This window comes from Micromonospora sp. URMC 105, from assembly GCF_051386295.1.
Classification (GTDB): Bacteria; Actinomycetota; Actinomycetes; order Mycobacteriales; family Micromonosporaceae; genus Micromonospora.
On record NZ_JBPQTL010000010.1, the window covers coordinates 31,796 to 50,867 of the forward strand.

The window sequence follows — 19,072 nt, forward strand, 5'->3', positions numbered from 1 at the left end:
GGACAGTGTGCGGTCAGCGGCGGCGGACGGCCACCACGGCGACGTCGTCCTGGATCTCCGGCGGGGCCAGCTCGACCAGCAGGCGCTGGCAGAACTGGTCCAGGTCGTCGTCCACCCGGGCGGCCGACGCGGCCAGCGCCGCCAGCCCCTCGTCGATGGTGGCGTCCCGGCGCTCGATCAGGCCGTCGGTGTAGAGCACCAGCGTCGCGCCGGCCGGCAGGACGAACTCCAGGTCGTCGGGGCGCGGGGCGCGCACGCCGAGCAGGGGCGCCGACTGCTGGACGAAGTCCACCCGGCCGTCCGCGCTCACCAACGCCGGCAGGTGCCCGGCGCTGGCCAGCCGGATGCGACCGGTCGGCGGGTGCAGCAGCAGGATGCAGAGGGTGGCCAGCTCGTTGCGGAGCAGCGTGCGCATCAGCTCGTTGAGCCGGTCCAGGATCACCCCCGGCTGGTGCCCCTCCACCGCGTACGCCCGCACGGCGTGGCGCAGCTCGGCCATCACCGTGGCGGCGTGCAGCGAGTGACCGGCCACGTCCCCGATCGCCACCAGCAGGTGGCCGTCGAGCATCACCAGCTCGTAGAAGTCGCCGCCTACCTCGGTCTGCGCGCTGGCCGGTTCGTAGCGCACGGCCAGGTCCAGGCCGGCCACCTCGGGCAGCCGGCGGGGCAGCAGGCTCCGTTGCAGGGTGACGGCGATCCGGTGCTCCTCGTCGAAGGACCGCTGCGCCTCCACGGCAGAGGCGACCGCCTGGGCAAGCTGCACCAGCACCGGCGTCCGGGCGGTCTGGGTCGCCGTCGGCACCACCACGTAGAGCGGGGCGCGGTCCTCCCGCAGCCGGGCCGCGGCCACGGTCACCGTGTCCCCGGCCGGCCAGGGGACCAGGCCCCACCCGTCCGGCTCGTTGACCCGCACGGTGGCCCCGGTCGGTACGCCGGTGTCGTCCACCACCCAGGGCACGATCGCCGGCCGCGCGCCCGGTCCGGCGGCGATCCCGGCCAGGCACTCGCCGTCGAAGGTCTCGGCGATCACCGCCGCCGGGCTCTTGAATATCTCGGCCGCGCCCGCCGCCGCCGTCTCCAGCAGGCGGACGAAGTTCGGGGCGGCGTGCACCGCGACGGTGGTGTCGGCCAGCCCGGTGAGCCGCTCGGCGAGCAGCTCCGCCCGCTGCCGCGCCTGGTAGTAGCGCAGCACCGCGTGCGCCGTGGCGACCAGTTCCTCCGGCTCGATCGGCTCGGTCAGGTAGGCGTCCGCGCCCCGGGTCAGCCCCTGTGCCCGGTCCACCACGTCGACCGCGTGCGCGGAGACGTGGATCACCGGCAGCGCCGGATGGTCCGCCTTGATCCGCTCGCAGACCTCGAAGCCGCTGAGGTCGGGCAGTCGTACGTCGAGCACCACCAGGTCGATCGTCGGGTCGACGCCGACCCGTTCCAGCGCCTCCGTGCCGGTCTCCGCCTCCCGGACCGTGAAGCCGGCCCGGGTCAGCCAGCTCACCAGCAGGTAGCGCTTGGTGCGGCTGTCGTCGACCACCAGCACCGTCGCCTGGTCGCCGACCACCGTCACGCTCCGCTCGCCGGTAGGACGACGGTGAAGGTGCTGCCCCGGCCGAGCTCGCTGGTCAGCTCCAGCGTGCCGCCGAGCAGGGTCACCAACCGCCGCGCGTACGGCAGTCCGAGGCCGGTGCCGCCCACCCGGTTGGCCCCCGGCACCTGGTAGAACTCCTCGAAGATCCGCTCGCGCAGCTCGGGGGCGATGCCGACCCCGGTGTCGGAGACCGACAGGCGCCACCGCCCGTCGTCGCGCTGCGCGGTCATCCGCACCTCGCCGTGCTCGGTGAACTTGAGCGCGTTGTGCAGCAGGTTGCGCAGCACCTGGGAGAGCAGCACCTCGTCCGAGCGGAGCACGGCCGGCGCGGGCGGTTCCTCCACCACCAGCTCGACGGTCGACCGGTTGGCCAGCGCCCGCAGCGTGCCGCGCAACTGGCCGAAGACCGCCCGCAGGTCGACGTCGGCCCACTCCGGCTCGAGCCGCCCCGACTCCGCCTTGGCCAGGTCGAGCAGCGCGTTGACCAGGGAGAGCAGGTCGGCCGCCGAGGAGCGGATCAGCTCCACCTGCTCGGACTGCTCGGCGGTGAGCGGGTCGGAGGCGGAGTCGGTGAGCAGCCGCCCCAACCCGATGATCGCGGTCACCGGGGCCCGCAGCTCGTGGCTGACGTTGGCCAGGAAACGGCTCTTCGCCTCGCTCGCCGCCCGCAGCTGCGCCGACTTCTCCTCCAGCTCGGCGTAGAGCGCCACCACGCCGCGATTGGTCTCCTCCAGCTCCTCGGAGAGCTGGGTGTAGAGCGCCATCACACCCCGGTTGGTCTCCTCCAGCTCGGCGTTGAGCACGGCCAGCTCGTCGCGCTGGCTGCGGACCTCGTCCAGGGCGGCGATGAGCTGCTCGTTCTGCATGGCGAGCTCGTCCAGCGCGGTGCCGGGCGCGCTGTGCCCGAGCTCGGCGCGGAGCTCGGCCAGCCGCGCCTCGGTCAGCGCCTGGGCGGCGGCCGGAACACGTCGGGACATCCTCACGACCGTATCCCCCTCCTCGCTGGTCACGCCCAGGGTGTCCACCAGACGCGCCACCGCGCCCGACTGCGGCTCGTACCGGTCGTCCGGCAGGGGACGGACCGGAGTCAGGTCGACACGCAGGGCACTGCGGCCGTCCGGACCCTGCACCACGTGGAAGGCGACGTCGGCGCCGTCGACGGTACGCAACAGGTCGCGGGCGACCTCACTGAGCGCGGTGGCGAGCCGGACCTGGTCCTGGTGCTCCAGACCGACGGCGGCGGCGACCTCCCGCCCCCGCTGCCGGACGAGGAAGATGTCCTGCTCCACCCGCAGGGCCATCTGCAGCAACGGCTCGCCGGCGGTCACGACGGTGTCCTGGCGACCAGGACGCAGGCGTCGTCGCGGCGGATACCGGCGTCGCGCAGCAGGGTCGCGGCGAGCACCAGCGGCGACCGGGTGGTGAGGCCGGGATAGTCGCCGATGCGCCACCGGTCGACCACGCCGTCGCTGTGCATGACCAGGGTCGCGCCCGCCGGGAAGGCGTATTCGTACTCCCGCACCGTCGGTCGCTGGTGCCCGGCGATGCCGGGCAGCGAGACCAGGCCCCGCCGCTCGTCGGCCGGCCCGAGCACGACGCCGGCGATGTTGCCCAGCCCGGCGTACCGGAGCAGCCCGGCCGACGGGTCCAGCTCGGCCACGGCCAGGGCCGCGCCCCGGGTGTGCGTCATCGCGCGGTGCAGGTGCTGCACCACCGTGGCGGGCGGGGCGGCCGGCGCGACCCGGAAGGCGGCCAGCGCGGTGTCGGCGGCCGCCCCGGCCAGGGACCCGTGCCCGAGGCCGTCGCAGACCAGCACCTGGTGCCGGCCGTCGGCCACCCGGACGGCGTGGCCGTCGCCGCTGATCTGCTCGCCGCTGATCGGCCGGGTCAGCCCGGCCGCCCAGGCGGGGTGCGCCGGCGCGTCCTTCGGCCAGACCTGTACGGCGAGGACGGTGCCCTTCCCCGGCCAGGACCAGGCGTCGTACCAGCTCGCCTGCCGGGTGATCGCACCCAGGCCGATGCCGAGGGTGCCGGTGGTGGAGTGGCCGTCGCGCGAGGAGACGGTCAGGTCGACCATGCCGGGGCCGGAGTCGATGGCGACCAGTTCCACGCCGGCCTCGCCGCCGTCCCGGACGGGCCGCAGCAGCAGCAGCCCCTCCTGGGCGTGCTTGACCAGGTTGCTGGTCAGCTCGGCGGCGACGATGGCGAGTTCGGCGATCCGGTTGTCGTCGAGGCCGAGCCGGCCGCCGAGGCGTTCGGCGGCGCGCCGCACCGAGCTGGCGGCGCTGCTGTTCTCGACCCGGAACCAGCTGCCCGGGTCGGGAACGGCGTCGGTGTTCACCGGGACCACTTGGTCACGGTGATCCGGGTGCCCTCGCCGACGGCGGTCTGGATGTCGAAGTCGTCGACCAGGCGCCGGGCCCCGCTGAGGCCCAGCCCGAGTCCGCCGCCGGTGGTGTAGCCGTCGGTCAGCGCGAGCTCCAGGTCGGGGATGCCCGGACCGGAGTCGGCGAAGACCACCCGTACGCCTCGGCGCCGGCCGTCCTCCACCACCGTCACCTCGGCGCCGCCGCCCCCGCCGTAGATCAGCGTGTTGCGGGCCAGTTCGCTGGCGGCGGTGACCAGCTTGGTCTGGTCGACCAGGGAGAGCTTGGCGGCCACCGCGACCGTGCGCACCAACTGCCGGACCCGGACGACGTCCTCGTCGCTGCCGATCGCCTGCGCCTTCGGGCCCAGGTCGACGCCCGCGGTCATGCTGATGTCGCCGCCGTCCCTGGCTCCACAACCTCCGGATCGTCCTCGTCGAACCCGAAGGCGTCGTCCGCGCGGGTCGCCGCGATCAGCTCCATGCCGCGCTCGACGTTCAGCGCGGTCCGGATGCCGTTGAGCGACAGGCCCAGCTCGACCAGCGTGATGGCGACCGCCGGACGCATCCCGACGACCACCGTCTCGGCGTCGAGCACCTTGGAGATCGAGGCGATGGTGGAGAGCATCCGCCCGACGAAGGAGTCGACGATGTCCAGCGCCGTGATGTCGATGATCACGCCATGCGCGCCGGTGGCCACGATCCGCTCGGCCAGGTCCTCCTGGAGGGCGACGGCCGTCTGGTCGGACATGTCGATCTGGATGGAGACCAGCAGGATGTCGCCGATCTTGAGGATCGGCACCCGCTCCATCACGCCTCCCGACGCGGGTGGCGGCGCGCCGTCTCGACGCCGGTGAGGCGCAGCACGTGCCGCAGCGCATCGGCGAGGCTGGCCTTGGTGGCGATGTCCCCGAACTCGATGCCGAGGGCGACGATGGTCTGGGCGATCTGCGGCCGGATGCCGGAGATGATGCAGTCGGCACCCATCAGCCGGGCGGCCACCACCGTCTTCAGGATGTGCTGGGCGACCTGGGTGTCGACCGCCGGCACGCCGGTGATGTCGATGATCGCGTACGGCGAGCCGGTGTCGACCAGGGTCTGGAGCAGCCGCTCCATCACCACCTGGGCGCGGGCCGAGTCGAGCGTGCCGACCAGCGGCACGGCGACCACGCCGTCCCAGATCTTGACCACCGGGGTGGAGAGTTCGAGCAGCTGCTCGGCCTGGTCGGCGATCAGGCCCTCGCGGGCCTGCACGTAGGTCTCGAAGGTGGAGAGGCCCATCTGGTCGACCACGCCGGTGAAGGCGACGACGTCGCGCAGGGCCAGCTTGGCCTCGCCGGCGTCGGCCAGCTCGATCAGCACGTCCTTGAGGGCGTAGATGCTGATCGCGGTCTCGGTGGCGGAGAAGCCCTGCCGGGCCCGGTTACGGGACAGCTCGCCGAGTACGGCCCGCAGCTCGGCGGCGGGTTCCGTGGTGATGTCGGCGAGGCCGCGACCACCGGCGTTGATCATGCTACGGTGCAGCTCCTGCACCTGGAGACGCAGTTCGGCCTGACTGAGCCGCCCGCGCAGCGAGGCGGTCACCAGCTCGGTCCAGCGCTGGACGATCTGCTCGGCGTGCTCGGTGAGCAGGTCGACGAACCGGTCGCCTTCCTCCGCGGTCATCGCCATGGTTACCTCCTCTGAGCTGGACCGGCCGGACTCTATCACCGCAGACCGGCCCGGTAGTTGCCACGAGGCAAAGGAATGATCAGGCACACCGGATGCCGCTCCCGTTCTGCGTGTTCCGCCGTTCGTGGGATACCGTTCCACCGATAACAGGAGGTCCGAATGTCCTTGACGGTGCACACGGAACAGCGCGGCGACGTGGTCGTCGTCTCGGTCGCGGGCGAGCTCGACATGGCGACCGCACCGCAGCTCCAGGACCAGATCACCGATCTGCTCGACAAGGGCCGCAGCCGTCTCGTCTTCGACCTGGCCGACGTGTCGTTCTGCGACTCGACCGGGCTGTCGGTCTTCGTGCGCGCGAAGAACAGCTCCGACGAGGCCGGTGGCGTGGTCCGGCTGGCCGCCCCGCAGCGCGGCGTGCTGCGCATCCTCGAGGTCAGCGGTCTGGTCGAGGTGCTGCACACGTACCCGACGGTCGAGCAGGCCGTCGCGGGCGACCCGACGCCGGCCTCCTCCTGACCGGTTCTCCTCAGCGCTCGTCCTCGATGAAGCGGGGACGAGCGATCACCATGCCCGCGGTCGTCTGCACGGCCAGCGCGCCGATCAGGAAGCCCAGCGGGGCGGTCCAGCCCCCGGTCGCCTCGTAGAGGACGCCGACCAGCAGCGGCCCGAGGGCCGCGATCACGTACCCGGTGCTCTGCGCGAAGGCGGACAGCGCCACCGTGCCCTCGGCGGTGCGGGCGCGCAGGCCGATGGTCGTCAGGATCATCGGGAACGCCCCCTGCCCCAGGGCGAGCAGCAGCACCCAGAGCGGCGCCAGGCCGTCCGGCGCGAGGGCGAGACCGACGTACGCCGCGGTGGACGCCGCGGTCAGCGCCAGCACCAGCGGCCGTAGCGTGCGCAGCCGGCCGGCCAGGGTGGGCATCACCAGCGCGACCGGCACGCCGAGCGCGGTCACCCCGGCGAGCAGCAGCCCGGCGGTCTCGGCGCGGTAGCCGGCGTCCCGGAAGAGCTGCGCCAACCACCCCATGATCGCGTACCCGCTGAGCGACTGGGCGCCGAAGTAGACCGCCATCGCCCAGCCGAGCCGGGTGCGTTCCGGCCGGATCCGCACCCGCGCGGCGGGGGCCGCCGTCGTGGTCGCGGCCCGCCGGGCGGCGCGGGCCCGCAGCGCCAGCGGCACCCACGGGAGTACGGCCACCGCGGCCAGCCCGGCCCAGACGCCGAGCCCGGCCCGCCAGGAGCCGAAGGCGTGCGCGACCGGCACCGCGGAGGCGGCGGCCACCGTCGTGCCCACCGTCAGGGCCATCGTGTACGCCCCGGTGACCAGCCCGGTGCGGTGCGGGAAGTGCTGCTTGACCAGCATCGGCAGCAGGATGTTCGCCACCGCGATGCCGGCCAGCGCGAGCGCGCTGGTGAGCACGAAGACCAGCGCGGAGTCGGTGGCCACCCGGAGCAGCTGCCCCACGGTGAGCGCGAGCATCGCCACCACGAGCATCCGGGCTGGCGGGTGGCGCCGGACCAGCCACGGGGTGAGCGCGCCGAGACCGGCGAAGGCGATCGTCGGCAGGGTGGTGACGAAACCGGCCATCGTGCCGGAGAGCGCCAGTCCGGTGCGTACCTCGTCGAGGAGGGCACCGAGGCTGGTCACCGCGGCGCGCAGGTTCAGCGCGACCAGCAGCATGCCGACCAGCACCAGCGCGCCGCCCCGGACCGCCGACGGCCGGCCGGCCGGGGGCGCGACGGCGGCCGGGGCGGGCCCGGGCGTCACGTCGGCGGTGGGCGCGGCCAGGTAGGCGGCGGACCGGTCGACGGCGCGGGCCTCGGCCTCGGCGGTGGTGGGTGGCGGGGTCATGACCTCGAACCTACAATCATGGGATGAATTTTGGCAGGAGGTGTAACCGGTGACACCCGTCGTCGATTCCGTCGCCGTGCCCCCGCGCGGCCATCGGGTACGCCAGACGATCGCGCAGCTCAGGGAGCGGATCCTCGGTGGCGAGTGGCCGGTCGGCGGGCGGATCCCGACGGAGCCGCAACTGGTGGCGGCGCTCGGGGTGGGGCGCAACACGGTCCGCGAGGCGGTCCGCGCGCTGGTGCACGCCGGGGTGCTGGAGTGCCGGCAGGGCTCCGGGACGTACGTGGTCTCCACCGATGAGCTGGCTCCGGTGGTGGCCCGCCGGCTCACCGACGACCGGATGGCCGAGGTGGTCGAGGTCCGGCGCGCCTTCGAGGTGGAGGCGGCCCGGCTGGCCGCGCTGCGGCGTACCCCTGCCGACCTGGCGGCGCTCGACGACGCCCTCGCCACCCGGGAGGCCGCCTGGCGCTCGGGCCGGGTGGCGGAGTTCGTGGAGGCCGACGCGGCGCTGCACACCGCGGTGGTGGCGGCCGCCCACAACGGCATGCTCGCCGAGCTCTACGCCTCGGTCGGCGCGGCCCTGCGCAGCACCGTCGCGCAGGCCATGGGAGACGCGCTGGAGCCCGAGCGGTACGTCGACCACGGTCGACTCGTCGCCGCCATCCGAGACGGCGATCCGGCGCGGGCGGCGATCGAGGCCGGTGCTTTTCTGGAGCCGCCTTCCGGGGCATAGGTTGTCCCGGACGCAGAATCGGACAGCACGGGAGTACGGATGCTCAAGGGCTTCAAAGACTTCATCATGCGCGGCAACGTCGTCGACCTCGCGGTCGGCGTCGTCATCGGTGCCGCGTTCACGGGCGTGGTCACGCAACTGACCAAGTCGTTCCTCGAACCGTTGATCCGGGTGATCGTGCTGCTGCTCACGGGCAGCGACAAGGGCCTCGCGGGCACTGCTCCCACGTTCCGGGGGATCGCCTTCGACTGGATCGCCTTCATCAATGCCGTGATCACCTTCCTGCTCACCGCGGCGGCGCTCTACTTCCTGGTCGTCTTCCCGATGAACCGGCTCGCCGAGCGGCGCCAGCGGGGCGAGGAGCCGCCGCCGAAGGCGCCGAGCGAGGAGGTCAAGCTGCTCACCGAGATCCGCGACGCCCTCGTCGCCGCCGGGCACACCACCCCCGGGCAGCAGCGGGGCGCGCTGGACGACGTCCTCGGCCAGCGTACGGAGCCCCCGGCGCCGCGCTGACGGGACAGCATGCACATCGGCCCCTGTGGGAATCCCACAGGGGCCGTCCCGTGTCGTACACATGTTCGATAGAGTCCGGCCATGGAACAGCGCAGGCACTGGTGGAACGGCAAATGGGGGCGGCTGGCGCGGCGGGACGTCTTCCTCCGGGTCGACGGCGACCGCTGGCACGTCGAGCAGCGGGCCGGCGGTGCCGAAGGCGTCTCCCAGTTCTACGAGTACGGCAGCGCCGACGAGGCCGAGGAGACCGTCCGCGCCCTGCTGGAGGGGACCGACACGTGGCGGGAACTCTCCCCGCGCCCGCCCAGCGCCTGGGCCCCGCCGAGCGCCGGCGAGAGCCGGCCCGGCGTTTAGCGGCGCGCGGGGCCGGGAACCGCCCGGGAATGGAACAGCAGGGCACCGAGCAGCAGGCGACCATCTCCCGGGTCACCACCGGCATGCGGGTCATCGACACCGTCGGCGTCGAGGTCGGCACCGTCGACCTCGTGCAGCGGGGCGACCCGAACGCGGTGACCGTGCAGGCCCCGACCGTCGACCCGGGCGGCAGCCTCAACGAGCTGATCGAGTCGGCCGCGGTCGACGAGCCGGACGTCCCCGCCGACCTCGCCGCCCGGCTGCTGCGCACCGGCTACCTCAAGGTCTCCACCGAACTGGCCCGCACCGGCGCGGTCTACGTGCCGGCCGACCAGATCGCCGCCGTCACCGACGGCCAGGTACGCCTCGGCGTCGGCGTCGCCGACCTCCCCCCGGAGGAGTGACCGCCAGCGCGACGCCCGGTTGCGGCGACGTGCAGACCCTGCTTCCGGCCGGCTTCGTCGGGCCGACCCGACCACCACAGGGGTGTTCGATGCGCTACAGATCTGATGACGTGAGTGACTCACCGCAGCGGGCTCGCCTCGGTGAGTCATTCACGTCATCAGGTCCGTAGCCCGTAGCAGCGACGCCGGCCAGCCGGGCCCGCCGCACGGGCATGCGGTGCCAGGCCGGGCAGGCGGTGCCCGGCCGGGCAGGCGGTGCCCGCCCCCACTCCGACACGGCACCGGAAGACGTGACCTCAGCGCCGGCTGACCTCGCCCGCCTCGCCCGCCTCGGCCGTTCCGGTCTCCGGCGCCTCGGAAGGCGCCGGCACCGGAACAGCGGAGGCCGCCGGGGGCGATGTGACGCGGCGGCGGAAGAGCACCAGCATCAGCCAGCCGGCGAGCAGGCCCCAGAACGCGCCGGCCACCCCCAGCAGGCTCACCCCGGAGGCGGTGACCACGAAGGTCACCACGGCCGCCTCCCGGCTCTCCGGCTCGGCGACCGCCGCGGCCACCGCCGAGGCCAGCGCGCCGAGCAGTGCCAGCCCGGCCACCGCCTCGATCAGCACCGGTGGCGAGAGCAGCACCAGCGCGGTCGCCACCCCCGCCCCCAGCCCGAGCAGCGCCAGCCCCAGCCCGGCGGTGACCGAGGCGATCCAGCGCCGCTCCGGGTCCGGGTGGGCGTCCGGCCCGGCCGCCAGGGCGGCGCTGATCGCCGCGAGGTTCACCGCGTGCCCGCCGAAGGGCGCGCCCAGCGCGCCGGCCAGCCCGGTCACCCGCAGCGCCGCGTTCAGCGGCGGCCGGTAGCCGTAGCCGCGCAGCACCGCCGTACCGGGGACGTTCTGGGCGGCCATGGTGACCAGGAAGAGCGGCAGCGCCAACCCGACCAGCGCGGGCACGGTGAAGACCGGCGCGGTCAGCTCGACCACCGGCCGGAACCCGCCGACGCCACCGGCGGGCGAGGTGAGCGCGATCGCCACCCCGGCCACCACCAGCGCCGCCGGCACCGCCCAGCGCCGGGCGAACCGGTGCAGCACTAGCCAGGTGACGATCACCGGTACGGCCAGCCGGGGCACCTGCACCAGCGCCCGGACCGGCGCGGTGCAGAGCGGCAGCAGCACCCCGGCCAGCATCGCCGCCCCCACCGGGCCGGGAATCGCGGCGACCGCCCGGCCCAGCACGGGAAAGAGCCCGGCGGCCACGATGAGCACTCCGCAGAGCAGGAACGCGCCGACCGCGGCGGGCCAGCCGTCGGGGACCGGGCCGGTGGCGACCAGCAGCGCCGCGCCCGGGGTCGACCAGGCGATCGCGATCGGCATCCGGTGCCGCAGTCCCAGCCAGAGCGCACAGAGCCCGGACGCGACGCTGACCGCGAGCAGCCCGGAGGCGGCCTGGGCCTCGTCGGCGCCGACCGCCCGGAGCCCGGCCAGCACCACCGTGAACGAGCTGGCGAAGCCGACCAGGGCGGTCACCACGCCGGCCAGCACCGGTTGCAGCCGTCCCGCCATCACCGCACCCCCGGTCTCCGAAGCCGTCTCGCGGCCACCCTAGCCAGGGACGGCTCAGCCCAGCGGGCGGGACGGGACGCGGTGCCGCACCGCCCACAGCGCCGCCTCCGTGCGCGACGCCGAGCCGGTCTTGCGGAGCAGGTTCGACACGTGCACGGTGACCGTGCGGACCGAGATGCCGAGCGCGCGGGCGGCCTGCTTGTTGGACATCCCGGCGACCAGGCAGCCGAGCACCTCCACCTCCCGGCCGGTCAGCTCGGCGTCCGGCGGGGCGGCCGGGCGGGGGGCCGGCAGCCGCAGGTGCTCCGGCAGCGGCCGGTGGACCAGCGCCTCCGGTCCCCGGCCGGCGTGCGCGGCGAGCAGCTCGGTCAGCGCGTACGGGTTGCCGCCGGTGCGCTGCCAGACGGCGCTGGTGATCCGGTCGGCGGGGCGGGTGCCGCCGTACACCTGGGTCAGCACCTCGGCCACCTCCGCGACGCCGAGCGGGCCGAGGTGCTGGCGCACCGCCCCGCGTACCCCGCAGAGCCGGGACAGGACGCGGACGGCGAGGTCCGGCGCGACCGCGTCGGCCGGCGGCCGGCTCGCCACCACCAGCAGGGCCGGCAGGTCCCCGGCGGTGGCCAGCTCGCCGATCAGGTTGAGGCTGGCCGGGTCGAGGGCGTGCAGGTCCTCCACCACCAGCACGGCCGGGCCGGCGCCGACCAGCCCCCGCACGGTGCGCACGGCCAGCCGCAGCAGGGTGCCGGGGGCGTAGCGCTCGCGGGCGGTGGGTTGCTGGGCGAGCCAGGCCAGCGCGTCGGGCGGCAGATCGAGCCCGCTGGTGTCGCGACCACTGAGCACCGCCGCCAACCAGTCGTACGGGGCCGGGTCGTGCAGCCGGGCGGTGCCGGACAGGACCACGGCCGGGCGGGGCGAGAAGCCCTCCACAGCGGCCGCGACCAGCAGACTCTTGCCCACCCCGGCCGCCCCGGTGATCACCGTGACGGCGGGCGAGGGACGGCCGGCGTCGACCACGGTGGACCACGCCCGGTCGAGCTCGGCACGCTCGCCGGCGCGTCCGACCATGGACACCGGCATCATTTCTGCCAGCCTACGCACTAGTGCGTAGAGACGGATCAAGGGTGTTCTTGGCAAGCTTGTCGCATGACGCTCATCCTCCGCTCGGCCATCCTCAACGACGTCGGCCTGGTCCGCACCAACAACGAGGACTCCGCCCTCGCCGGTGATCGCCTGGTGGCGGTCGCGGACGGCATGGGTGGGCTCCCCGCCGGCGAGGTGGCGAGCGAGATCGTCATCCGGATCCTGGACGAGCTGGTCCCGCCGACCGTCGCCGACGAGGCCGCCGAGGCGCTGCGCGCCGTCGTCGCCACCGCCAACCAGCGCATCCGCGCCGCCATCTCCGCCGACCCGGCCCGCGACGGCATGGGTACGACGCTGACCGCCGCCCTGCTCGCCGGGGACACCCTGGTCCTCGCCCAGGTCGGCGACTCGCGCTGCTATCTGCTGCGCGACGGCGAGCTGACCCAGCTCACCCGGGACGACACCTTCGTGCAGGCGCTGGTCGACCAGGGTGCGCTCTCCCCCGACCAGGCCCGGCACCACCCGCAGCGGTCCCTGGTGACCCGGGCGGTGCAGGGCGCGGACGCCGCACCGGCGATCGGGCTGCTGACCATGTTCGTCGGTGACAGGCTGCTGCTGTGCAGCGACGGACTCTCCGACTACGTGGAGGACGCGGCGATCCATGCCGCGCTGACCACGTACGGCGACCGGCAGCTCTGCGGCGAGCAACTGGTCAAGCTCGCCCATCAGGCCGGTGCGCCGGACAACGTCACCGTGGTGGTTTCCGACCTGACGGAGGGCTGAAGGGGACCAATCGGGTTGCGGGGGGCCGCCGGCCGGGTTGGGATGGACGGATGTTCATCCGTCGCCTGGCCGCCGAGGAACGACTGACCACCAGCTTCCCGCTCCAGGCGTACGCCTTCGAGGCGTCCCCGCTCAGCACCGAACGGGTGGAGGCGTTCCACCGGTACCTGCCGTACAACAAGGGCAACCGCACGCTGGTCGTGGAGGAGGACGGGGAGACTCGGGCGGCGGCGAGCGCCATCCCGATGCGGCAGAACCTGCGCGGCCGGGTGCTGCCGATGGCCGGCGTGGCCGGGGTGGCCACCCACCCGCTGGCCCGCCGCCGGGGTCACGTCCGGGCGCTGCTGCACCAGCTCCTCGACGAGATGCGCGACGAGGGGCACCCGCTGACCGCGCTGTACCCGTTCCGGGCCGGCTTCTACGAGCGCTTCGGCTACGTCGGGCTGCCCCGGGCGCGTACGGTCCGGTTCTCTCCCGCCGACCTGGACCCGCTGCTCCGGGCCGAGCTGCCCGGCGAGTTGACCTGGGAACGGATCGGCGCCGGCTACGCCGGATACCGGGCGTTCACCGAGCGCTGCGTGCGGGAGCGGCACGGCTTCGCCATCTTCCCGGAGTTCCGCGCCGTCGGGCTGCGCGACCGCGACGACCGCTGGCTGGTCACCGCCCGGATCGGCGGTACGACCATGGGCGCACTGACGTACCGCATCGAGGACCACGACGGTGAGCTGGTCGGCGACGACCTGCTCGCCACCGACCCGTACGCGCGGGCGTTGCTGTTGCAGTTCCTCGCCCGGCACGTCGACCAGGTCAACCGGATCAGCCTCCAGGTGGCCGCCGACGAGCTGCCCGAGCTCTGGCTGACCGACCTGGACGTGCACGTCGAGGCGCGGGTGTCCCGGTCCGGCTCGCTCGCCCCGATGGCCCGACTGCTGTCGCTGGACGCGCTCGCCGGCCTCCCCGCCGGCCCAGGCCGGGTCCGCGTCGAGCTGGTCGGCGACCGCTGGCTGGCCGGCACCCACCTGCTCGACGGCACCACCGGCCACCTGGAACTCACCGGCGGCGGCCCGGCGCCGGCGGCGACGCTCACCGCCGCCGGGCTCTCCGCGCTCGCGTACGGAGTGCTCGACCCGGCCGAGGTGGCCGTCCGCGGTCTGGGCTCGATCGCCCCGGACGCCGCAGCCGAACTCCGCCGCCTCTTCCCTCGCCACCTCCCCTACCTCTTCGCGGACTTCTGATGCCGGGCTGGTGGGAGGCGGGGGCCTGGGGTCTGCTGGCCGGTTCCGCGCTGGTCATCGGGGCGGCGATCGGGTACTTCGGCCGGGTGCCCCGCAGGGTCATCGCCACCATCATGGCGTTCGGCGCCGGCGTGCTGCTCTCCGCCGTCTCCTTCGAGCTGATCGCCGAGGCGCACGAGCTGGGTGGGCTGATGCCGACCGCGATCGGGGCGGCGAGCGGGGCGCTGGCGTACACCGGGGCGAACGTGCTGCTGGCCCGCCGCGGCGCCCGGCACCGAATGCGCTCGGAGGCGGACATGCAGCCCACCGAGCAGGAGATGCCCGGGTCCGGGTCGGCGATCGCGGTGGGCGCGCTGCTGGACGGCGTACCCGAGTCGGTGGTGATCGGCGCGAGCCTGATCGCCGGCGGCCCGGTCAGCCTGGTCACCGTGGTGGCGGTGTTCCTGAGCAACGTGCCGGAGGGGCTGGCCAGCGCCGCCGGCATGCGGCGGGCCGGCCGCTCCCGGCGGTACGTCTTCCTGCTCTGGTCGGCGATCGCGGTGGCCAGCGGCATCTCCGCGCTGGCCGGCTACCTGCTGCTGGGCGGCGCGTCGCCGGCGGTGATGTCCACCATCACCGCGCTCGCCGCCGGTGGGATCATCGCGATGCTCAGCGACACCATGCTGCCGGAGGCGTACGAGGACGCCCACCTGCTGGTCGGCCTGGCCGCGGTCGTCGGCTTCCTGACCGCCTTCGCCCTCTCCCACGCGTGACCCGCCGTTGCCCCCGTTTGCGGCGTGTCGGGCCGTCCCGGCGCGGGAACACCCCCACCCGCCGCAAACGGGGCCCGCGGGGCGGCGGGGGCCGGTCAGGATTAGGGGCAGATTAAGACTGGTGCGCGGATTGGTGTCCGGGGTGGACGCCTCCTAGCATCGGGCGGTGCGCTTGAAGCCTGTTGCCGTTCTGCTCGTCCTCGGTGTCGCCACCGCCACGCTGCCCGGCTGCGGCGGTGCGGCCGACGAGCGCCCGCCCGTGGCCACCGCCGCCACCGCGACCGCTCCCGCCCCACCGACCGGCACCCCGGGCGCGCGGTCGGGTCTCGGCGGCCCGGGCAAGAGCGCGTCGCCGAAGCCGTCGGCGTCGGCCGGCGCACTGCTCAAGGCGGGGAACCCGAACGGCGGTGCCGCGGTCCCGGCCGAGGCGCGGGCGGTGGACACCTCCCGTCCGACCCGGACGGTCGGCACGGGCACCCCGGCGAGCTGCACCTCGGACGCGGTGGTGCGGGCGGTCGCGGCCGGAGGGATCATCACCTTCGACTGCGGCCCCGACCCGGTGACGATCAAGATGAAGGCCACCGCGAAGGTCCGCAACAAGGTCGGGGCGCGGATCGTGCTCGACGGCGGCGGCAAGGTCACCCTCTCCGGGGGCGGCGAGCGGCGGATCCTCTACATGAACACCTGCGACGCCGCGCAGAACTTCACCACCCCGCACTGCCAGAACCAGGACCACCCGCAGCTCATCGTGCAGAACCTGACCTTCGCCGACGGCAACTCCACCGGTGAGCGGACCGAGGGCGGCGGGGGCGGCGCGATCTTCGTACGCGGCGGCCGGGTCAAGGTGGTCAACTCCCGCTTCACCGGCAACCGGTGCGACCGGACCGGGCCGGACCTGGGCGGCGCGGCGCTGCGGGTGCTCAGCCAGTACGACAACAAGCCGGTGTACGTGGTGAACAGCACCTTCACCGGCGGGGTCTGCGCCAACGGGGCGGCGCTGAGCAGCATCGGCGTCTCCTGGACCGTGCTGAACAGCGTCTTCACCGGCAACAAGGCGGTCGGCAACGGCGCCAACCCGGCCAAGGCGGGCACCCCAGGTGGCGGCAGCGGTGGCGCGATCTACTGCGACGGCAACGACTTCACCGTGCGCATCGCCGGCACCCGCATCGAGAACAACCACGCCAACGAGGGCGGCGGGGCGATCTTCTTCGTCAGCAACGACCGCACCGGCACCATGAAGATCGAGTCCTCGACGCTGCGCCGCAATCCCAGCGACGGCTTCGAGACCGAGGGCCTGCCCGGCATCTTCTTCCTCGGCGCCCGCCCGCCCGCGGTCACCTCCTCGCGACTGAGCTGACCCGCCCGCTCAGTAGGGGTTGCCGTGGCCCGGGGTGCGGGCCTTGAGCAGCCCACCGGGGCGGCCCGGCAGGTCGGGTGCGGCGGACATGGGCGGGCCGGTGGTGCCCGCGCGGGCGGCCATGCCGGCGAAGAGGTCCTTCAGGGCGGTGAGGGCGTCCACCTTCGGGTGCCAGCCGAGTTCGGTCTCGGCGCGCTCGCTGGACATCAGCGGCGCGTTCAGGGCCAGCTCCACCCAACCCGCTTCGACGGGTTGCAGCCGGAACCGCCAGGTTAGCGCGGCGGCGGCGCGCAGCACCGGGGCGGCCACCGGGACCGTCCAGCCCTTGAAGTGCCGGGCCACCAGCTCCGGGGTCAGCACCGGGTCCGCGGCGACGTTGAAGGCGCCGCGCGCGTCACCCAGGACCCCCCTCGCGTACGCGTCGGCGACGTCCTCGGCGTGGACCGCCTGCATCCGCAGCCGACGATTCGCGGGTACGACAGGGATGCGCCCGAAGCGCAGCAGCCGGACCGGGGCGAGCGGCCCGAGGAAGTACCGGGAGATCTCGGTGCCCGCGTCGTGCTGGAAGACCAGGCCGGGGCGCAGCCGTACCACCCGCAGCGCCGGGTGCTCGGCTTCGAGGCGGTCCAGCATCGCCTCCACCTCGGCCTTGTCCCGGCTGTACGGCGAACCGGGCACCCCGGTCGCCGGCCAGCGTTCGCTGATCGGGTGGTCCTTCGGGCCGGGCGCGTACGTGCCGACCGACGAGGCGTACACCAGGGCGGGAACGCCGGCCTGGACGACGCCGTCGCACACCGCGCGGCTGCCGCCGACGTTGGTCCGGTAGAGCGTGCGCCGGTCGTGGCTGGGCTGAATCTGCCAGGCCAGGTGCACGACCGCCTGCGCCCCGGCGAAGACCGCGGCGAGCTTCCCGGCCGCGCCCGGCGCCCCGATGTCGCAGGAGTGCCACTCGACCTGGTCGTAGGGCGCACCGGCGTCCGGGCCGGGCAGCCGCCGGGCCACGCCGACCAGTTCCAGCCCCGGCTCCTGGCCCAGTCGGCGCAGCAGCGCGGTCCCCACGTTGCCGCTGGCACCCACGATGACGATCCGCATACGGGCTGCCGTACCCGTTGAACCGGACTCCAACCCCCGCAGCGGTCAGGGGCGGGGCGACTGGCGTACCCAGGCCTTCTCGCGCTTGCGGCGGCCCTGCGTGGCGGCCAGGCAGCGGGGGCAGACGAAGCCCACCGGGTCGGCCTCGGTCAGCACGTCGGTCGACGTGTAGTCGAACGGCACGTGCGGGAAGCGCCGCAGCCGGGTACGGCTGAGCTGGAGCCCGCAGACGGTCGAGTTCTGGCCGGGCTGCCAGGCGTGCACCTCACCGCCCGGCTCCCGTGCGCCGTCCGGCCCGATCTCCTCGCTCGACGCCGCCACGGCCGGGGTGCTGCTCATCCTCATGCCGTTTCGGTTCCCCGCTGCCGCAATTTCATGTCGGCAGCCCCGTCAGGCGGGCCGGGACACCAGCGCGGCCACCAGGCAGGCGAAGGCGGCGACGTTGGTGACCGTGCGGGCCAGGTTCCACCGCACCCAGGTCGCCTCGAAGCTCCCCCGCACCGCCGCCAGGTCGGCGATCCGGTCCACCGGCCCGGCCGCGTCCAGCCGGTCGTTGAGCGGCACGCTGCACCGCATGGTGATCAGCAGCGTCGCGCCGTAGAGCACCAGCGCCGCGACCGTCCAGGCCAGCACCCGGCCGCCGACGGTGAGGTGCAGCGCCACCGCCAGGCCGATCAGCACCGCCGCGCCGAGGAAGGCCGCCAGGAACCAGCCGTTCAGGATCCGCCGGTTGATCGACTGCATGGTCCCGACGAAGGCGCGGTCGTCGACTGCGGCCAGGCCCGGCATGACCGAGCAGGAGTACGCGAAGAAGAGTCCCGCCATGAGTCCGGTGACTCCGGTGGCGGCGGCGAGGGCGATCGTTCTCATGCCTGCCAGACTCGCCTGGTGCGACCCTGTTGACCATGGTCGAGGGGCTCGGGGGCATGCGCGGGCGTCTGGGGTGTGCGGGGCATCGACGGACGGCTGGAAGCCGGAACGCCTCGCCGGGCGAGGTCCGGTAGCCTGAGGGCACGGGGCCGCTAGCTCAATGGCAGAGCTGTGGACTTTTAATCCATAGGTTCAGGGTTCGAGTCCCTGGCGGCCCACTCCTCTGCAGGTCAGCGGCCCTTTATGGGTCCGCCGTCCGTGTGCGCGTGGCGCGTACAGCAGCGAAGTACAGCAGTAGCCGCCTCACCGGTCCAGTGCGCTGCCGAGTCGCTTGAGCGCGTCGCGGGTGGCCGCCGAGGACACCACCGTGTAGATCTCCATGGTGATCGCGAACTGCGCATGCCGGAGGATCTGCATCGCCACTCGGGGATGCACGTCCAGGTCAGCCAGGAGTGAGGCGCAGGTACGCCGGCGTCCCGGGCGGTGATCCGCCGGACCCCAGCCGCGTCGCAGCGCAGATCCCAGAACCGGTTGAAGTTGCGCGGCTCGACCGACCGGCCGTAGCGGGTGGTGAAGATCAGGTCGGAGAGCTGCCAGGCCGGGCCAGCGGCGTCCCGGACGGCGGTCTGCGCGGCGCGACGGCGGTCGAGCGCCACAGTGCAGATGTCCGGCAGCGGCAGGGTGGCGTCCGAGGCGGCCGTCTTTGTCTCCCGATGCAACAACTCGGCACCGACCTACGCGCGCCGCATCCCCACCACGGCCTCCTCGGTTGGCCCGCGCGGCAGCTCGCATCGGACGTCAAGCTCAGTTGACGGAGGGGCAGGAAATCGAAGCGCACTACTAGGGTGAGCAGGTTCCTAAGGCGGCGGCAGCGGCAGCGGC

Annotated in this window: 21 protein-coding genes, 1 tRNA gene and 1 pseudogene; 10 read left to right on the forward strand and 13 right to left on the reverse strand. The window is 73.8% G+C overall.

Annotated features, from left to right (window positions below; genetic code table 11):
- Positions 1 to 13 precede the first annotated feature (13 nt).
- From ACSNN7_RS05800 to ACSNN7_RS05825, 6 genes are read right to left on the reverse strand one after another with little or no spacing between them, the layout of a single operon-like run.
- Positions 14 to 1,561 (reverse strand): SpoIIE family protein phosphatase, encoded by a 1,548-nt coding sequence (locus ACSNN7_RS05800; protein ID WP_436679594.1) that lies wholly within the window; start codon positions 1,559 to 1,561, stop codon positions 14 to 16.
- On the reverse strand, positions 1,558 to 2,883 hold the full coding sequence (locus ACSNN7_RS05805) for an ATP-binding protein (RefSeq protein WP_436679656.1): 1,326 nt from the start codon (positions 2,881 to 2,883) through the stop codon (positions 1,558 to 1,560). Before ACSNN7_RS05805 ends, ACSNN7_RS05800 begins: the two co-directional genes overlap by 4 nt.
- 23 nt (positions 2,884 to 2,906) lie before the next feature.
- On the reverse strand, positions 2,907 to 3,932 hold the full coding sequence (locus ACSNN7_RS05810) for a SpoIIE family protein phosphatase (protein ID WP_436679595.1): 1,026 nt from the start codon (positions 3,930 to 3,932) through the stop codon (positions 2,907 to 2,909).
- The gene (locus tag ACSNN7_RS05815; protein WP_436679596.1) at positions 3,920 to 4,336 is read right to left on the reverse strand and encodes an ATP-binding protein; all 417 of its coding nucleotides are present in this window, start codon (positions 4,334 to 4,336) and stop codon (positions 3,920 to 3,922) included. Before ACSNN7_RS05815 ends, ACSNN7_RS05810 begins: the two co-directional genes overlap by 13 nt.
- Positions 4,333 to 4,758: an STAS domain-containing protein gene (locus ACSNN7_RS05820; RefSeq protein ID WP_436679597.1), complete on the reverse strand. Its 426-nt coding sequence runs from the start codon at positions 4,756 to 4,758 to the stop codon at positions 4,333 to 4,335. Before ACSNN7_RS05820 ends, ACSNN7_RS05815 begins: the two co-directional genes overlap by 4 nt.
- Positions 4,758 to 5,618: an STAS domain-containing protein gene (locus tag ACSNN7_RS05825; protein ID WP_436679598.1), complete on the reverse strand. Its 861-nt coding sequence runs from the start codon at positions 5,616 to 5,618 to the stop codon at positions 4,758 to 4,760. Before ACSNN7_RS05825 ends, ACSNN7_RS05820 begins: the two co-directional genes overlap by 1 nt.
- A 159-nt stretch (positions 5,619 to 5,777) precedes the next feature.
- Between ACSNN7_RS05825 and ACSNN7_RS05830 the strand changes: the two genes are divergently transcribed.
- A complete protein-coding gene (locus ACSNN7_RS05830) occupies positions 5,778 to 6,134 on the forward strand; it encodes an STAS domain-containing protein (protein WP_334452031.1) in 357 nt (118 codons plus the stop codon).
- A gap of 10 nt (positions 6,135 to 6,144) precedes the next feature.
- Here the strand turns inward: ACSNN7_RS05830 and ACSNN7_RS05835 are convergent, their stop codons facing one another.
- Positions 6,145 to 7,386, reverse strand: a complete 1,242-nt coding sequence (locus ACSNN7_RS05835; RefSeq protein ID WP_436679657.1) for an MFS transporter — start codon at positions 7,384 to 7,386, stop codon at positions 6,145 to 6,147.
- Between the two features lie 133 nt (positions 7,387 to 7,519).
- Between ACSNN7_RS05835 and ACSNN7_RS05840 the strand changes: the two genes are divergently transcribed.
- The 4 genes from ACSNN7_RS05840 (at position 7,520) to ACSNN7_RS05855 (ending at position 9,474) form a co-directional block, all read left to right on the forward strand.
- On the forward strand, positions 7,520 to 8,203 hold the full coding sequence (locus tag ACSNN7_RS05840) for a FadR/GntR family transcriptional regulator (protein ID WP_436679599.1): 684 nt from the start codon (positions 7,520 to 7,522) through the stop codon (positions 8,201 to 8,203).
- Between the two features lie 39 nt (positions 8,204 to 8,242).
- On the forward strand, positions 8,243 to 8,716 hold the full coding sequence (mscL, locus tag ACSNN7_RS05845) for a large conductance mechanosensitive channel protein MscL (RefSeq protein WP_436679600.1): 474 nt from the start codon (positions 8,243 to 8,245) through the stop codon (positions 8,714 to 8,716).
- An 81-nt stretch (positions 8,717 to 8,797) separates the two neighbouring features.
- The gene (locus ACSNN7_RS05850) at positions 8,798 to 9,070 is read left to right on the forward strand and encodes a hypothetical protein (RefSeq protein WP_436679601.1); all 273 of its coding nucleotides are present in this window, start codon (positions 8,798 to 8,800) and stop codon (positions 9,068 to 9,070) included.
- 29 nt (positions 9,071 to 9,099) lie between these two features.
- Positions 9,100 to 9,474: a hypothetical protein gene (locus ACSNN7_RS05855; RefSeq protein WP_436679602.1), complete on the forward strand. Its 375-nt coding sequence runs from the start codon at positions 9,100 to 9,102 to the stop codon at positions 9,472 to 9,474.
- Between the two features lie 296 nt (positions 9,475 to 9,770).
- Here ACSNN7_RS05855 and ACSNN7_RS05860 read toward each other — a convergent pair whose 3' ends face one another.
- Positions 9,771 to 11,021: a benzoate/H(+) symporter BenE family transporter gene (locus tag ACSNN7_RS05860; protein WP_436679603.1), complete on the reverse strand. Its 1,251-nt coding sequence runs from the start codon at positions 11,019 to 11,021 to the stop codon at positions 9,771 to 9,773.
- A gap of 54 nt (positions 11,022 to 11,075) precedes the next feature.
- Positions 11,076 to 12,101 (reverse strand): LuxR C-terminal-related transcriptional regulator, encoded by a 1,026-nt coding sequence (locus ACSNN7_RS05865; RefSeq protein WP_436679604.1) that lies wholly within the window; start codon positions 12,099 to 12,101, stop codon positions 11,076 to 11,078.
- Positions 12,102 to 12,164: 63 nt separating this feature from the next.
- Here ACSNN7_RS05865 and ACSNN7_RS05870 point away from each other — a divergent pair, with 63 nt between their 5' ends.
- The 4 genes from ACSNN7_RS05870 to ACSNN7_RS05885 all read left to right on the forward strand — a co-directional run bounded on the left by ACSNN7_RS05870 (position 12,165) and on the right by ACSNN7_RS05885 (position 16,228).
- A complete protein-coding gene (locus tag ACSNN7_RS05870) occupies positions 12,165 to 12,884 on the forward strand; it encodes a PP2C family protein-serine/threonine phosphatase (protein WP_436679605.1) in 720 nt (239 codons plus the stop codon).
- Positions 12,885 to 12,934: 50 nt separating this feature from the next.
- The gene (locus ACSNN7_RS05875) at positions 12,935 to 14,119 is read left to right on the forward strand and encodes a GNAT family N-acetyltransferase (RefSeq protein WP_436679606.1); all 1,185 of its coding nucleotides are present in this window, start codon (positions 12,935 to 12,937) and stop codon (positions 14,117 to 14,119) included.
- Positions 14,119 to 14,871, forward strand: a complete 753-nt coding sequence (locus ACSNN7_RS05880) for a ZIP family metal transporter (RefSeq protein WP_436679607.1) — start codon at positions 14,119 to 14,121, stop codon at positions 14,869 to 14,871. The genes ACSNN7_RS05875 and ACSNN7_RS05880 overlap by 1 nt, the downstream gene beginning before the upstream one ends.
- Positions 14,872 to 15,037: 166 nt before the next feature.
- Positions 15,038 to 16,228, forward strand: coding sequence for a hypothetical protein (locus ACSNN7_RS05885; RefSeq protein WP_436679608.1), 1,191 nt, complete (start codon positions 15,038 to 15,040; stop codon positions 16,226 to 16,228).
- A 9-nt stretch (positions 16,229 to 16,237) separates the two neighbouring features.
- Here the strand turns inward: ACSNN7_RS05885 and ACSNN7_RS05890 are convergent, their stop codons facing one another.
- Genes ACSNN7_RS05890 through ACSNN7_RS05900 form a run of 3 tightly spaced genes read right to left on the reverse strand, consistent with a single transcriptional unit; the run spans position 16,238 to position 18,190 of the window.
- Positions 16,238 to 17,320 (reverse strand): NAD-dependent epimerase/dehydratase family protein, encoded by a 1,083-nt coding sequence (locus tag ACSNN7_RS05890; RefSeq protein WP_436679609.1) that lies wholly within the window; start codon positions 17,318 to 17,320, stop codon positions 16,238 to 16,240.
- A gap of 45 nt (positions 17,321 to 17,365) precedes the next feature.
- A complete protein-coding gene (locus ACSNN7_RS05895) occupies positions 17,366 to 17,665 on the reverse strand; it encodes a hypothetical protein (protein ID WP_436679610.1) in 300 nt (99 codons plus the stop codon).
- A gap of 45 nt (positions 17,666 to 17,710) precedes the next feature.
- Positions 17,711 to 18,190, reverse strand: coding sequence for a DUF1772 domain-containing protein (locus ACSNN7_RS05900; RefSeq protein ID WP_436679611.1), 480 nt, complete (start codon positions 18,188 to 18,190; stop codon positions 17,711 to 17,713).
- Between the two features lie 146 nt (positions 18,191 to 18,336).
- Between ACSNN7_RS05900 and ACSNN7_RS05905 the strand changes: the two genes are divergently transcribed.
- Positions 18,337 to 18,408: transfer RNA gene (locus tag ACSNN7_RS05905), tRNA-Lys, on the forward strand.
- An 85-nt stretch (positions 18,409 to 18,493) separates the two neighbouring features.
- Here ACSNN7_RS05905 and ACSNN7_RS05910 read toward each other — a convergent pair.
- Positions 18,494 to 18,924 (reverse strand): annotated as a pseudogene (locus ACSNN7_RS05910) (tyrosine-type recombinase/integrase); the annotation flags it as partial.
- Positions 18,925 to 19,072 lie beyond the last annotated feature (148 nt).

Bases quoted from the DNA above. Each gene is read 5' to 3' on its own strand.
- ACSNN7_RS05805 (WP_436679656.1), bottom strand. From the start codon at position 2,883: ATGGCCCTGCGGGTGGAGCAGGACATCTTCCTCGTCCGGCAGCGGGGG.
- ACSNN7_RS05815 (WP_436679596.1), bottom strand. From the start codon at position 4,336: ATGACCGCGGGCGTCGACCTGGGCCCGAAGGCGCAGGCGATCGGCAGC.
- ACSNN7_RS05820 (WP_436679597.1), bottom strand. From the start codon at position 4,758: ATGGAGCGGGTGCCGATCCTCAAGATCGGCGACATCCTGCTGGTCTCC.
- ACSNN7_RS05825 (WP_436679598.1), bottom strand. From the start codon at position 5,618: ATGGCGATGACCGCGGAGGAAGGCGACCGGTTCGTCGACCTGCTCACC.
- ACSNN7_RS05830 (WP_334452031.1), top strand. From the start codon at position 5,778: ATGTCCTTGACGGTGCACACGGAACAGCGCGGCGACGTGGTCGTCGTC.
- mscL (WP_436679600.1), top strand. From the start codon at position 8,243: ATGCTCAAGGGCTTCAAAGACTTCATCATGCGCGGCAACGTCGTCGAC.
- ACSNN7_RS05850 (WP_436679601.1), top strand. From the start codon at position 8,798: ATGGAACAGCGCAGGCACTGGTGGAACGGCAAATGGGGGCGGCTGGCG.
- ACSNN7_RS05855 (WP_436679602.1), top strand. From the start codon at position 9,100: ATGGAACAGCAGGGCACCGAGCAGCAGGCGACCATCTCCCGGGTCACC.
- ACSNN7_RS05860 (WP_436679603.1), bottom strand. From the start codon at position 11,021: ATGGCGGGACGGCTGCAACCGGTGCTGGCCGGCGTGGTGACCGCCCTG.
- ACSNN7_RS05865 (WP_436679604.1), bottom strand. From the start codon at position 12,101: ATGATGCCGGTGTCCATGGTCGGACGCGCCGGCGAGCGTGCCGAGCTC.
- ACSNN7_RS05870 (WP_436679605.1), top strand. From the start codon at position 12,165: ATGACGCTCATCCTCCGCTCGGCCATCCTCAACGACGTCGGCCTGGTC.
- ACSNN7_RS05875 (WP_436679606.1), top strand. From the start codon at position 12,935: ATGTTCATCCGTCGCCTGGCCGCCGAGGAACGACTGACCACCAGCTTC.
- ACSNN7_RS05880 (WP_436679607.1), top strand. From the start codon at position 14,119: ATGCCGGGCTGGTGGGAGGCGGGGGCCTGGGGTCTGCTGGCCGGTTCC.
- ACSNN7_RS05890 (WP_436679609.1), bottom strand. From the start codon at position 17,320: ATGCGGATCGTCATCGTGGGTGCCAGCGGCAACGTGGGGACCGCGCTG.
- ACSNN7_RS05895 (WP_436679610.1), bottom strand. From the start codon at position 17,665: ATGAGGATGAGCAGCACCCCGGCCGTGGCGGCGTCGAGCGAGGAGATC.
- ACSNN7_RS05900 (WP_436679611.1), bottom strand. From the start codon at position 18,190: ATGAGAACGATCGCCCTCGCCGCCGCCACCGGAGTCACCGGACTCATG.